At 72.2% G+C, this 13,480-nt stretch carries 11 protein-coding genes; 4 read left to right on the top strand and 7 right to left on the bottom strand.

Annotation, left to right across the window (positions count from 1 at the left end):
* Nucleotides 1–161: 161 nt before the first annotated feature.
* The 6 genes from mqnC to O1R50_RS02235 all read right to left on the bottom strand — a co-directional run bounded on the left by mqnC (nucleotide 162) and on the right by O1R50_RS02235 (nucleotide 8,199).
* Nucleotides 162–1,319 (bottom strand): cyclic dehypoxanthinyl futalosine synthase, encoded by a 1,158-nt coding sequence (gene mqnC, locus O1R50_RS02260; RefSeq protein WP_270108228.1) that lies wholly within the window; start codon nucleotides 1,317–1,319, stop codon nucleotides 162–164.
* A 69-nt stretch (nucleotides 1,320–1,388) separates the two neighbouring features.
* Complete coding sequence (locus tag O1R50_RS02255) at nucleotides 1,389–2,162, bottom strand: FAD-binding oxidoreductase (RefSeq protein WP_270108227.1); 774 nt, start codon at nucleotides 2,160–2,162, stop codon at nucleotides 1,389–1,391.
* 34 nt (nucleotides 2,163–2,196) lie between these two features.
* Complete coding sequence (locus O1R50_RS02250) at nucleotides 2,197–3,108, bottom strand: menaquinone biosynthetic enzyme MqnA/MqnD family protein (protein WP_270108226.1); 912 nt, start codon at nucleotides 3,106–3,108, stop codon at nucleotides 2,197–2,199.
* A gap of 122 nt (nucleotides 3,109–3,230) precedes the next feature.
* Nucleotides 3,231–3,521 carry an HPr family phosphocarrier protein gene (locus tag O1R50_RS02245; protein ID WP_270108225.1) on the bottom strand — a complete coding sequence of 97 codons (291 nt, stop codon included), beginning with the start codon at nucleotides 3,519–3,521 and terminating at the stop codon, nucleotides 3,231–3,233.
* A 559-nt stretch (nucleotides 3,522–4,080) separates the two neighbouring features.
* Nucleotides 4,081–6,720, bottom strand: a complete 2,640-nt coding sequence (locus O1R50_RS02240; protein ID WP_270108224.1) for a hypothetical protein — start codon at nucleotides 6,718–6,720, stop codon at nucleotides 4,081–4,083.
* Nucleotides 6,721–6,822: 102 nt separating this feature from the next.
* A complete protein-coding gene (locus tag O1R50_RS02235; RefSeq protein WP_270108223.1) occupies nucleotides 6,823–8,199 on the bottom strand; it encodes a C40 family peptidase in 1,377 nt (458 codons plus the stop codon).
* 301 nt (nucleotides 8,200–8,500) lie between these two features.
* Between O1R50_RS02235 and mqnE the strand changes: the two genes are divergently transcribed.
* Genes mqnE through O1R50_RS02220 form a run of 3 tightly spaced genes read left to right on the top strand, consistent with a single transcriptional unit; the run spans nucleotide 8,501 to nucleotide 10,334 of the window.
* Nucleotides 8,501–9,676: an aminofutalosine synthase MqnE gene (gene mqnE / locus O1R50_RS02230; RefSeq protein ID WP_270108222.1), complete on the top strand. Its 1,176-nt coding sequence runs from the start codon at nucleotides 8,501–8,503 to the stop codon at nucleotides 9,674–9,676.
* Nucleotides 9,676–10,092, top strand: a complete 417-nt coding sequence (locus O1R50_RS02225) for a hypothetical protein (protein WP_270108221.1) — start codon at nucleotides 9,676–9,678, stop codon at nucleotides 10,090–10,092. Before mqnE ends, O1R50_RS02225 begins: the two co-directional genes overlap by 1 nt.
* The gene (locus O1R50_RS02220) at nucleotides 10,089–10,334 is read left to right on the top strand and encodes a hypothetical protein (RefSeq protein WP_270108219.1); all 246 of its coding nucleotides are present in this window, start codon (nucleotides 10,089–10,091) and stop codon (nucleotides 10,332–10,334) included. Before O1R50_RS02225 ends, O1R50_RS02220 begins: the two co-directional genes overlap by 4 nt.
* Here O1R50_RS02220 and O1R50_RS02215 read toward each other — a convergent pair.
* Nucleotides 10,331–11,086: an oxidoreductase gene (locus O1R50_RS02215; RefSeq protein ID WP_270108218.1), complete on the bottom strand. Its 756-nt coding sequence runs from the start codon at nucleotides 11,084–11,086 to the stop codon at nucleotides 10,331–10,333. The two genes, O1R50_RS02220 and O1R50_RS02215, sit on opposite strands and share 4 nt — an antisense overlap.
* Nucleotides 11,087–11,415: 329 nt before the next feature.
* Here O1R50_RS02215 and acs point away from each other — a divergent pair, with 329 nt between their 5' ends.
* Complete coding sequence (gene acs / locus O1R50_RS02210) at nucleotides 11,416–13,374, top strand: acetate--CoA ligase (protein ID WP_270108217.1); 1,959 nt, start codon at nucleotides 11,416–11,418, stop codon at nucleotides 13,372–13,374.
* Nucleotides 13,375–13,480: the final 106 nt, after the last annotated feature.

Here is a 13,480-nt window from a genome sequence, read left to right as displayed (position 1 = left end):
CCCCCACGTAGCGCGCCCCCCCCGCCCCCCCGCGGGGGGGGGGGGGGGGGGGGGGGGGCCCGCCCGCCCCCCCCCCCCCGCTGCCTTGTCGTACCCATGAGTCAGGGCTGATACCGGGGACCCATCGATGTCCGATGTGCCCCGGGCGCTCCGTTCACGTTTTACTTCGCCTGGATCTGCAGCTCGGTCACGATGGTCGAGAAGTGCGAGCGGATCCGGTCGTCCGTGGGGTCGTCCTCCGGGGTCCAGTGGACCGACATCCGCTCGTAGAGCGTGTTGCGCTGCGCCGGAATCCGGTCGGCCGTGCGGATCAGTCCGATGAGCTCGGAGAGGCGCGACTGGTGCCGGGCTCCCGCCGAGGAGATCACGTTCTCCTCCAGCATGATCGAGCCCAGGTCGTCCACGCCCAGGTGCATGCTCAGCTGGCCTGAGGCCTTGCCCGTGGTCAGCCACGAGGACTGCAGGTGCTTCACGTTGTGGAAGAACAGCCGCGCGGTCGCCAAGAGCCGCAGGTACTCGAGGGTGGTGGCCTGCGTCCGTCCCTTCAGGTGGTTGTTCTCCGGCTGGTACGTCCACGGGATGAACGACCGGAACCCGCCCGTGCGGTCCTGCACGTCGCGGATCATCCGCAGGTGCTCGATCCGCTCCGCGGCCGTCTCGCCGGTGCCCATCATCATGGTCGCCGTCGACTCCAGGCCCTGCCGGTGCGCGGCCTCCATGATCTCCAGCCAGCGCTCCCCCGACTCCTTCAGCGGCGCGAGCGCCGTGCGCGGGCGCACCGGGAGCATCTCGGCCCCGGCGCCCGCGATCGAGTCGAGCCCGGCGGCCTTGATGCGGCGGATCGACTCGTCGATCGCGACGCCGGAGACCTTCGACATGTGCGCGATCTCCGAGGGACCGATCGAGTGGATCGCCAGCTCGGGGTATTCGCGCTTGACCGAGGAGAACAGCTCCTCGTAGTACTCGACGCCGAAGTCCGGGTGGTGCCCGCCCTGCAGCATCACCTGCGTCGCACCGAGGTTCACGGCCTCGCCGCAGCGGCGAAGGACCTCTTCCATCGGGTGCGCCCAGCCCTCGTCGTGCTTGGGGGCGCGGTAGAACGCGCAGAACTTGCACGCGGTGACGCACACGTTCGTGTAGTTGATGTTGCGGTCGATGATGTAGGTGACGATGTTGTCGCCGATGACGCGCCGGCGGGCCGCGTCGGCGGCCTCGGCGAGGGGGTGGAAGGGCGCTTCGGTGTAGAGCAGCAGGGCTTCCTCGGCGCTGATGGCGCCGCCGTCGGCGGCGCGGGCGAGGACATCGTCAATCTCGGCCATGCACGAAGCGTATCGCCGCGGTGCCTTCAGGGACAGTGCGCCCGCGCGCAGTGACTCGTGGGTCTCGCCTCAGACGGTGTACAGCTCGGTGTGGACGCGCTGCGCCCCGGCCTCTTCGAGGACGTCCTTGACGCCGAGGACCATCTCGTAGGGGCCGCAGAGGAACCACTCGTCGACCTCGTGCGGGTCGACGAGCCCGGTCGCGATGGCCTCGACGAGCCGTTCGGGGGTGAGGCGCCCGGTGAGCAGCGGGGAGTCGCCTTCGGCGCGGGTGCGCACGTGGTGGAGGCGGAGCCGCTCGCCGTGCTCGCGCTGGAGTCCGCGCAGCTCCGCGGCGAACATCGTGGACTCCTCGGTGCGGTTGGAGTACAGGAGGGTCACCGTGGCGCCGGCTTCGAGGGCGGCGGTCGTTATGGCGATGATCGGGGTGATCCCGGAACCGGCGACGACGGAGCCGTAGTGGCGGTCGGGGCGGATCTCGGTCCAGAAGTTGCCGAGGGGCGGGAGGACTTCGAGCACGTCACCGGGCAGGAGCTGCCGGTTCGCGTACCCGGAGAAGGTGCCTTTGGGGATCGAGCGGATGCCCAGGCGCAGCGTGCCGTGCTCGGCGAGCTCGCGTGGTGTGGAGGCGAGGGAGTAGGAGCGGCGCACTTCGGCGCCGTCGGCCTCGACGCGCTGGAAGGTGAGGTGCTGGCCGGGTTTGAAGTCGAAGGCCTCGCGGAGCTCCTCGGGGACGGCGAGGGTGACCTCGACGGCGTCCGCGGTGAGCGGCCTGACGCGGCTCACGGTGAGCTTGTGCCAGGCGGGGCGGTTCTTGCGGGGCTTCTTCAGCTCGACGGCCACAGCAGGGTCCCTTCGTCGTCCGTCTCGGGATTTCTCAGAGCCGGATCTCGGGCTCTGGGTCGATGCGCGCGCCGCCGATGCCGCCGGGGGTCTCGAAGAACTCCGGGCCGTCCGCGCGGAGCGGGGCTATATCGGCATAACGGGACGCACGGGAGGCGAATTCCCGCAGCCCGGCGAGGTGGCGCTCACCGAGGCCGAACTGGAGGCGCTCGAAGTACTCCGCGAGCGCGGCGGGCGGGAACGGCTCCCAGCGGGCGGCGGAGGCCACGACCTCGCCGATCTCCTCGCGGCTGCGCTGGACGGAGTCGCGGAAGGCCAGGTGGACGTCCTTGACGATGCCGGGGTGGGCCTCGGCGTACTCGCGGCGGACGGCCCAGACGGCGAAGACCATCGGCAGGCCGGTCCAGTCCTTCCATTCGGCGGCGAGGTCGAGCACGTGCAGGCCGCCCGGTTCGGGGGTGCGGTGCGCGTGGAAGACGTGGAGGGCTTCGTCGCCGATGAGGACGGCGGCGTCGGCGTCGCGGAGCGCGGACTCGATGTCGGGCTCGGTGACCGTGTAGGAGGGCTTGCGGCCGTAGCGGTCCTCGAGGAGCATCCGTCCGAGGAGGACGCCGGTGCGGGAGGTGGAGGCGAGCGAGACGCGCGGGGCGGCCGGGAGCTCGGCGAGCGGGGTCTTGGTGACGAGGTTGACGCTCAGGACCGGGCCGTCCGCGGCCACGGCCGGGTCGGGGATGAGGAGGAGGTCGCCGGAGTGGCGGAGGTATTCGACCAGGGTGATCGGTCCGATGTCGAGGTCGCCGGCGACGAGGAGGCGGCTGAGCTCGTCCGGCGGGGCCCGGTGGAGGTCGACGTCGAGGAGCGCGCCCGTCCGCGCCAGTCCCCAGTAGATGGGCAGGCAGTTGAGGAACGCGATGTGGCCGACCCTGGGGCGCCGTGCGATGTTCACAGCTTCGACCGTAGCCTGTCGCGCGGCTAGGAGGTAGGTGAGCGGGGGCGGCGTCGCCGACATCACCGAAGGCGGCGAACCGGACCGGATGGTGGGACCGTCCGGCCCGGAGGCCGCGGCGGTCAGGCTTCGTCGATGTCGCCGATGTCGGCGCCGCCGGTGTCGAAGTCCCCGCTGACCAGGTCCACGAGCCGGTCGAGGACCGCTTCGTCGTCGCCGGTGAGGACGATCTCGTCGCCGGACCGCACGTCGAGGGTCAGCACCGCCAGGATCGACTTGGCGTCGTGCAGCTCCCCGCCCGGTTTCGCGATCTGCACGTCGGTGCGGGACTCGCCCGCGGTCGCCACGAAGACCGTCGCGGGCCGCGCTTGGATCCCGACCTCCGTGGTCACTTTGGCACGGCGTTCCGCCATGTTCCTCACCCTCCCCGATCGCGCGGCGGCGGGCCGGCGACGGCCCGCCCCGCGAAGCTCGAGGGCCGCATCGGCGGCCCGTCAGCACCAGGATGAACCGCGACCCGGGACGGCGGACGCGTTTTCGGCGAATACCGCGGGAAGCGGGACACTCGGCGCTCGCCGGGCCACGGCACCTGGACTGCGGCGGACGCGATCACGGGCCGCGCCGCCGCGGTTTTCGCCTTCCCTGGGGGGCCGTCCCGAACCCCCACCCACCGCTAGAGGGGAAAGCAGGGTCCGCTGCAAATATCCCGCCCGGGTACGACAGAAAACGGGCCTCCCGGCCGGATTGTCGCCCGAAAGAGTGGCGCCGACCCGGCGGCGGGGCCGGATCGGCGCGGCGCACTTTCGTCATCGTCGGCGGGCTGGAAGCCGGACCCGCGGGGAGCGAATCCGGCGCGGTCACTCGTCGGCAGGCCGGAAGCCGACCCGCGGGAAGCGAGCCCCCGGCGCGGCGCACTTTCGTCATCGTCGGCGGGCTGGAAGCCGGACCCGCGGGGAGCGAGCCCGGCTCGCGTCACTCCTCGCCGTCGGCGGGCTTGGCGCCGTAGACCGTGGGGCGCGGGAGCGGGATGTGCTCCGGCAGTTCCGACCGGTCGAGCAGGTTCGCGACCCTGGCGCGGCCGGGCCGGAAGCCGTCCGTCTCCACGACCGGCTTCGCCGTCGGCAGCTGCTGCGCGCCGGTCTTCGTCGAAGGCTCCTCGAACAGGCTGATGTCCGGCGCGTTCACGATCTTCTTGCGCGCCGGGTCGACCGCCTGCTTCGGGCCCTCCTCGGGAGCGTCCTCCGCTGTCGCGACGGGCTCGGGCGTCGGCTCCGGGTACTCGATCGGGGCCGCGTCCGAGAACGGGCTGTCGTTCACGAGCGGGATCGGCGGAGCCGGCGGCATCGGCGGGGCCGGTTCCGGGTTCGGCGGCGGCGGTTCGGGCGACGGCACGGGCGAAGGCTCGGGACGCGGCATCGGCGGGCCGGGCTCGGGATTGGGCGGCAGCGGCTCCGGCTGCGGCGGCGTAGGACCGGGCTGCGGCGGCGTCGGTTCCGGCACGGGCTCCGGGCGCGGGGTCGGCGGCGTGGGCTCCGGGTGCGGGGGCCCGGGTTCCGGCGGCCGCGGCGGCGTCGGTTCCGGACCCGGCAGCGGGTCGGGCAGCGGCCCGGGCGGGGTCGGCTGGGAATCGGACAGCACCGGCGGCTCGGCGTCCGCGAACGGCGCCTCCTCGTGCACGGTCGCGCCCGACTCCACGGCTTCGGCTACGGCCGCAGCGGGGACGGCGTCCGCGAGCGGCTCATCGGCGGTCGGGGCGGGCGGCAGCGACTCGCCGGGCACGTCGTCGCCCAGACCGGCCAGTGACGCCTCTTCCTCAACGGAGAGTTCGACGTCGTCATCGTCGTCATCGGGGTCGGGCAGGTCGTCCAACCCGCCGTCGTCGTCCTCCTCGACGGCCTCGACCACCGTCGGGCCCCCGGCGGCGGGCGCATCGGACGCCACTGCGTACGAGGCCTCGGAGGACGCCGCGACGTCGACCGGCTCGGACGCATCGGCCGTCTCGGGCTCGGACGCTTCGGCGGCATCGGACGAGGCCGCGGCCAGGTCCGCCCCAGGGGTCGGCGCCTCGACGGCGGCGGCTTCCGCGAGCGCCGCGTCCAGCACGGGCTCGATCTCCGGAGCTTCGTCCTCATCGGACCCGGTTCCGGAAGCCGAGGCGGGGGCGGGCGGCAGCGACTCGCCGGGCACGTCGTCGCCCAGACCGGCCAGTGACGCCTCTTCCTCAACGGAGAGTTCGACGTCGTCATCGTCGTCATCGGGGTCGGGCAGGTCGTCCAACCCGCCGTCGTCGTCCTCCTCGACGGCCTCGACCACCGTCGGGCCCCCGGCGGCGGGCACCGAAGCGGCGGGGGCGTCGAACTCGGGGACGCTGAAGGACACAGCCGGCGCCGCGGGCATCTCGTCGAACGGCGCGTCGTCGGCGCTCGAGTGCGCCTCGTTCAGCGGCAGGTCGGGCGAGGGCTCGGCCTGCGGCTCGTCGTCGACCGGAGGCGGGCTCGGAATCACCGCGGGAGCGGGGACCGGCGCCGAGTAGGCCGCGCCGGGGACGTTGTCGGCCGAGGGCACGCTGAAACCGGCGGCCAGCGCCGCGTCCGCTGCGGCGTCGAGCGGCGCAGGCGGTTCGGGGTCGGCGAACGGCGCCGGAGCGGGCGGCTGCGCCGCGTTCGGCCTGATCCGCAGGATCTGGGTGCCGTCGGGCATCGGCTCCGGCAGGCCCGGCTGGGCCGGACCGGATGCGGCGAACGCGCCGGACTCGGTCGAAGGCAGGCTGAAGCCGCCGGTCGCCGCCGGGGAGGCGAAGGGCGGGCCCGTCACCGGCGAGGACGCGGGCGGCTCGGCGAACGGCGTGGCCGCGGCCGGTTCGGGCGGGGCCGTGTACTGGGGTTCGGGTGCCGGCGGTGAGAGCGGGGCCGAGGCGGGCGGCATGGCCGCCACGGGCGGCAGCGACTGCGCGGACTGGTACGGCTGCGGCGGCTGATAGGGCTGCGGGGCCGCCGGGTACGGGGGCACCGCGGCCGAGCCGGAGGCCATGCCCTGCTGCGGGTAGGGCGGCACTTGGGCCGAACCGGAGTGCGGCGCCTGGTACTGGCCGGGGGCGCCGTACTGCGGGACGGCGGCAGCGCCGTGGGCCTGGCCCTGCGGGGGCATGCCGGGCGGCGCGGCCTGCGGGGCCCAGCCTCCGGGGGCGCCGTAGTGCGGTGCGGGCGGCGATCCGGGCGGCGGGTTCGCGCCCGGCTGGCCGGGATGGCCGTACTGCGGGGGCGGGACCGCGGCGTGGCCCTGGTTCGCGTAGGGGTCGGCGGTGGGCTGGTAGGCGCCCGGCGGTGCGTAGTGGGGCTCGGGGACGGCCGCTGAGCCGTAGGCCGGGTTCGGCGGCGCGAAGCCCTGGGGCGGGGCGTAGGCGGGTTCGCCAGGCGGCGCGTACTGCGGCACGGCGGCCGCGCCGTACGCGGGGGCCGCGGGCGGGGCGGCGTACGAGCCCGATGCGCCGTAGGGTCCGGATTCAGCCGGGAAACCCCCGAGCGGCGGGGGCAGCGGCGCTCCGCACTGCGGGCAGCGGCGCTGCCCGGACGTCAGTCGCTGGCCGCAGGAGCTACAGCTGTTTCCGTCCACGGAGCCTCCTTGGGGCTGGAGCGTCGTTCGGGCAACTCAACAACCATCGTGCCATCTACCGTGGGCGTTCCGTGCGCGCCTTCCCACTACCGTGCAGTACCCCTATTCCTCGGGATCACGCGTCAGGGTGCCGGAATCCGCGTCCGCGGTGGCCGGTTCGGGGGAGTCCTGCCCGTCGCCGGAGGGCGTCTCGTCGTCCGGGGACGGGGTCTGCGAGGGGGTCGGGGAGGGCGACTGCGAAGGCGTTTCGCTCTCGGTGGGATCGGGGTCGGGCGAGCTGGTCTCGTCGTCAGGGGAGGTCGTGGTGGGACGCGGGCTCGGCGTCGACGGTGTCGTCGGGTCGTCGTCGCCGGGCGACTGGGTCGGGTCCTCGGCGTCCGGGTCGGTCTTGACGGCGTCGACGACGCGGTGCGCGCCGGCGAAGTTCTCGAAGAAGATCGAGCTGATCTTGACCACGTCGCCGGTTCGGGGGGCGACGACCATCTTGCCGTCGCCGAGGTACATGCCGGTGTGGTAGACGGACTGCCAGTTGCCGGGGTCGTCCCACCAGTACAGGAGGTCGCCGGGGAGGAGCTTCTCGGTGTCGACGGGCTTGTCGCGGGTCGCGTTGTACTGGTCGGCGGCCACGCGCGGCAGCGAGACGCCCGCGTAGGCGTACGCGGACTGGACGAGGCCGGAGCAGTCGAAGGCGTCGGGTCCCTCGGCGCCCCACACGTACGGGTCGCCGAGCTGGGCGAGCGCGTACTCGACGGCCTTCTTCGCCTCGGGGGCGGCGTCCCAGCCGTCGACTTCGGACGAGAAGTCGCCGGAGTGCTGGGCGGCGGCGGCTTCGCGTTCGTCCTCGAGCTTCTCGAGTTCCTCGCGGTTGTCCGCGATGAGCTCGTTCAGGGCGGCCTGGGCGCGGTCGAATTCGGCGTCGAGGACGGTGTAGCGGCCCTCGGAGCGGTCGGCGGAGAGGGTCGCGGCGTCGAGGGTGGCACGGGCGACGGACTCGGCGGTGGCGGCGTCCTCGAAGTCGGCGTTGAGGCTGGGGAGGTCCCATTCGCCGCCGAGCGGGACGAGGCCGGTGAGGTCGGGGAGCTCGGTGTCCGGCTGACCGGCGGTGTCGGCGTAGGCCTCGCCCGCGGCGTAGTCGAGGGCGGCCTGGGCGGTCTCGAGTTCGGCGAGCGTTGCGGCCCAGTCGGTCTGCGCGTCGGTGAGGCGGGTCTCGCGCTGGAGCCATTCCTCCTGCGCGGCGGTGGTCTGCTCGGCGAGCTGCGCCACATCGGCCTCGGCGGCGGTGATCTGCGCGGCGAGGGGGCCGTTCGCGGTGGCGGGGTTGGTGATCGGGGTGTCGTCGGACGCGGTCCCGGCGGGCCGGTTCCCGTCGTCGGGGACGGTGACGCCGGGTTCGGCGAACCCCGGCATGGCGCCGCCGAAGACTACGGCGGCCGCGCCGGCGGCGGCGATCACTCGGGCACCGAACCGTGTAACGCGCATGTGAGGTGTCCTTCTGTGGGGGAGGCCACGAATACTGTACCGAAGACACGCAAGCCTCGCATCTGCGGTTGCCCGCCACTCCGGTGTCGTGTCGGTGAACACACCATGCCGGGTGGTCCGCGCACCGGCGGCGGCCCGATGTCGGACCCTCGGGAGAGGATTGCGTCGGGGGGACCTCGGAGTGTTCGGTTTGTCGCGACCCTCCGTTCGCGTTCACGGCCTCACACCACGCAACGTGCGCTCCCTGCACCGCGTCCCGGCGGCGCTACCCTGGCGGAAACGCCACAACGTTGGGAGCGCCATGGACGACAACGCCGAGTTCAAGGCCGGCATCGAAGAGAAGCTCGCGGCCGGCGAGCGGCTGACCTTCGAGGACGGCGTAGGCCTCTACGAGACCGACGACCTCGCCTGGCTCGGGCGCCTCGCGCACGGGGTCCGCACCGCCAAGAACGGCGACCGGACCATGTTCAACGTCAACCGGCACCTCAACCTCACCAACGTCTGCTCCGCGTCCTGCGCGTACTGCTCGTTCCAGCGCAAGCCCGGCGAGACCGACGCGTACACGATGCGCGTCGAGCAGGCCGTGGCCCTCGCCGAGCAGATGAAGGGCGACGCGCCCACCGAGCTGCACATCGTCAACGGCCTCCACCCGACCCTCCCCTGGCGCTACTACCCGCGGGTCCTCAAGGCGCTCAAGGAGACCCTCCCGCAGGTGAATCTGAAGGCGTTCACCGCCACCGAGGTCCAGTGGTTCGAGAAGATCTCCGGCCTCAGCGCCGACGAGATCCTCGACGAGCTCATCGAGGCCGGCCTGGAGTCGCTCACCGGCGGCGGCGCCGAGATCTTCGACTGGGAGGTCCGCCAGCACATCGTCGACCACGCCTGCCACTGGGAGGACTGGTCGCGCATCCACCGCCTCGCCCACCAGAAGGGCCTGCGCACCCCGGCCACGATGCTGTACGGCCACATCGAAGAGCCCCGCCACCGCGTCGACCACGTGCTGCGCCTGCGCGAACTGCAGGACGAGACCGGCGGCTTCGCCGTGTTCATCCCCCTGCGCTACCAGCACGACTTCCACGACTCCAAGGACGGCAAGGTCCGCAACAAGCTCCAGGCGCGCACCACCATGGCGAGCCCGGCCGAGTCTCTCAAGGTCTTCGCGGTCTCCCGGCTGCTCCTCGACAACTTCGACCACGTCAAATGCTTCTGGGTCATGCACGGCCTCGACGTCGCGCAGCTCTCGCTGTCCTTCGGCGCCGACGACCTCGACGGCTCGGTCGTTGAGTACAAGATCACGCACGACGCCGACGACTACGGGACCCCCGACAAGATGGGCCGCGAGGACCTCCTCGAACTCATCCGGGACGCCGGATTCCAGCCGGTGGAGCGCAACACCCGCTACGAGGTCGTGCGCGAATACGAAGGGCCGCAGACGATCGGCGAGCGCCGAGCCGAACCGCAGTCGGTGAAGTTCTAGTGGCGCAAGGCGAACCGTCCGAGAAGGAGCGCCCGAAGGTCGAGACCCTCGGGCAGCTCCTGGGCACGGCCCTGGCCTACTTCGTGATGGGCGCGGTCGTCCTCGTCATCATCGACCTGGTGTTCGTCCTCCCGACCGGCCGGACCTTCGGCAACACCTCGGGCTGGATCGCGGCCCTGCCCACCGTGTGGGTGTACACCGAGCAGTTCCGGCGCTACACGGGCGCGGCCCGCTGGGGCCTCATGCTGGTCGGCGTCCTCCTCGGCCTCGCCGCCGGATTCGCGGTCGCCGTCATCGCGCCGACCGCATGGCCGCCCATGCTCACCGGCGGCCTCGGCGGCCTCGCGGCCGCACTCGTCTACGGCCCGCTGTGGTACGCGGGCATCAAAGCGTTCGGAGAGGAGCGGGTCGCATGAACCCGATCGCCAAGTACTTCCTGAGCCGCGCGGCCATCATCGCGATCGTCGCCGTGCCGCTGATGTTCTTCATCAACGCGCTGGCCGCGCTCGCCATCGGCCTGCTCGCGTCGATGGTCGTCGGGTTCACGCTGCTGCGCCGCCAGCAGTTGGCCATGATCGAGCACATCGACGCGGCCGCGCAGCGCCGCAGGGAAGAGAAGCAGCGCCTCCGCGCCGAACTCGCCGGGGACGACGCCTAGCTCGCGTCCTTCATCAGCTCGGTGCAGATCTGCAGGGTCTCCGCCGCGCCCGCGGTGAGCGCCTTGCCGTAGTGCTTCAGCCACGACCGCACGCCGTCCGGCGTGCCGGTGGACCAGGCGCGCTGCGCGCCCACGTACTCCGGCGCGCGTTCGAGGTGCCCGGCGTCCACGGTGATGAGCAGCTTCGGGTCGAGGCCCTTGCTGGCCAGCGCGAGGCGCGCGGCGGCGCGGGCGACCACGTTGTTGGCCACCGGGAACGGGCGCACCGCGAGGAGCTCGCCGTGGACGACGGCGGCGGCCATCGCGGCGGGGATCTCCTTGGTGGGGTTGGTGACCAGAGCGCACAGGGCGTTGATGCGGTTCATCCCCGACTCGTCCACCTCGATGCGGCCGGGTTCGAAGTCGACGCCCGCGTCGGGGAACTCCTTGGTGGCCAGGGTGTGCAGCTTCGCGAGCACGTAGCGGGGCGAGACCGGCCACATGGGGGCGAGGCCGGGCAGGGCCTCGCCGACGCGCAGGACACCGCTGACGGCGGGGTCGTCGAAGTCCCGGTCGCGCAGGCGCTCCACGTCGCAGTCGTACCCGTCGAGGGCCAGCGTCGCGGAGGCGCTGTGCAGGGCGACTTCCGCCGCGACGAGTTCGTCGCCGCCGCGGAGGGCCTCGTGCCACAGCATCCGGTCCACGTTGGCTCTGGCGTTCTCAAGGGCGTCGGCAACCTCGGAGAGTTCGAGGAGAGGCGCGAGAGGATCCACGGGCGGAACCTTACCTTTTGGGCGGAGCGCGCAAACGGCGCACTGGGCGGGCTAGAGGGCAGTCACAGGATGGTGTCGTCGTCCAGGATCGTGCACCGGTCCGACGATACCTCCCGAATCGGCGCCGCACCGCCCCCGAGGCGCGGCCGTGCACCCTTTCGCGGGCCGCCCGCCGACCGCCCGCGGGCCGTTCGGCGAGGGCAGGGCCCAGATGCCGGTGCCGCCGCGGCCGCCCGTATTCATGGCGTGTTCGTCGCGGTAGTGTTGCCGAACATAGACCCGCCTCACAGTCGCGCATTGGCGCGTAGATCTGTAAGGAGCAAATACCCGTGGCATCAACCCCGCAAGAGACGCTTGCCAACCTGCTCTCGGAGGACCGGACGTTCCCGCCGTCCCCCGAGTTCGCCGCGCAGGCGAACGTCACCGCGGCCGCTTATGAGAAGGCCGCGGTCGACCGCCTCGCCTTCTGGGAGGACCAGGCCCGCAGGCTCGACTGGTCGAAGGACTGGGACCGGGTCCTGGACTGGGACGACCCGCCGTTCGCGAAGTGGTTCACCGGGGGCGAGCTGAACGTCGCGGCGAACTGCCTGGACCGGCACGTGGACGCCGGGCTCGGCGACCGGGTGGCGATCCACTTCGAGGGCGAGCCGGGCGACAGCCGCGCCGTCACGTACGCGGAACTCCTCGACGAGGTCAAGCGCGCCGCGAACACGCTCACGGACCTCGGTGTGGGCGCGGGCGACCGGGTCGTCATCTACATGCCGATGATCCCCGAGGCCGCGGTGGCGATGCTGGCGTGCGCGCGCATCGGCGCCCCGCACTCGGTGGTGTTCGGCGGCTTCAGCGTCGACGCGCTGTCGAGCCGCATCGACGACGCGGGCGCGAAGCTCGTGATCTGCGCGGACGGCGGGTTCCGCAAGGGCAAGCCGCTGGCGCTCAAGCCGACCGTGGACGCTTCGCTGGAGCGGTGCCCGTCGGTGGAGAAGGTCCTGGTGGTCACCCGCACCGGCCAGGACGTGGAGTGGACCGACAAGGACGTCCGCTGGGAGGAGACGGTCGGGAAGGCCTCCAATGAGCATGCGGCGCAGGCGTTCGACGCCGAGCACCCGCTGTTCATCCTGTACACGTCGGGGACCACGGGGAAGCCGAAGGGCATCCTGCACACCTCGGGCGGATACCTGACGCAGGCGTCGTACACGCACCACGCGGTGTTCGACCTCAAGCCGGAGTCCGACGTGTACTGGTGCACGGCCGACATCGGCTGGGTCACCGGGCACTCGTACATCGTCTACGGGCCCATGTCGAACGGCGCCACGCAGGTCATGTACGAGGGCACGCCCGACACGCCGCACACCGGGCGGCTGTGGGAGATCGTCGAGAAGTACAAGGTGACGACGCTCTACACCGCGCCGACGGCGATCCGCACGTTCATGAAGTGGGGCGACGACGTCCCGGCCCGCTACGACCTGTCGAGCCTGCGGCTGCTCGGGTCGGTCGGCGAGCCGATCAACCCCGAGGCGTGGGTCTGGTACCGCGAGCACATCGGCGGCGGCAAGTGCCCGGTCGTGGACACGTGGTGGCAGACCGAGACCGGCGCGATCATGGTCTCGCCGCTGCCGGGCGTCACCTCGACCAAGCCCGGCTCGGCCCAGCGGCCGCTGCCGGGGATCAATGTGGACGTCGTCGACGAGCGCGCCGAGTCGGTGCCCGACGGCGGTGGCGGCTACCTCGCGATCCGCGAGCCGTGGCCGTCGATGCTGCGCACCATCTGGGGCGACGACGAGCGGTTCATCGACACGTACTGGTCGCGGTTCGGCGGCCTGTACTTCGCCGGCGACGGCGCGAAGAAGGACGACGACGGCGACCTGTGGCTCCTCGGCCGCGTCGACGACATCATGCTGGTGAGCGGGCACAACATCTCCACCACGGAGGTCGAGAGCGCGCTGGTGAGCCACGAGACGGTGGCGGAGGCCGCGGTCGTCGGCGCTTCGGACCCGGTGACGGGGCAGGGCATCGTCGCGTTCGTGATCCTGCGCGGCGGGCGGGACTCGAGCCCCGAGCACCTCGCGGAGCTGCGCAAGCACGTCGCGAACACGCTGGGGCCCATTGCGAAGCCGCGCCAGGTGATCGTGGTCGCCGAGCTGCCGAAGACGCGTTCGGGCAAGATCATGCGGCGGCTGCTGCGCGACATCGCCGAAGACCGCGAGATCGGCGACGTGACCACGCTCGCCGACAGCGCCGTGATGAGCCGCATCAAGGTCGGCCTCAACAGCGGCAAGGAAGACTAGGACAGGACGGCGGGTGCCGAGCGGGAAGCCCCGCTCGGCACCCGCCGTTGTGTCGCGGCCCTTGCCGACCGGGCCACCTTCGCCGCACTCCGCACCGGCCGCCCCT

This window comes from Glycomyces luteolus, assembly GCF_027622875.1.
Lineage (GTDB): Bacteria > Actinomycetota > Actinomycetes > Mycobacteriales > Micromonosporaceae > Glycomyces > Glycomyces luteolus.
The sequence above is the reverse complement of the archived record's forward strand: the minus strand, read 5'-3'. Positions and strand labels throughout refer to the sequence as shown.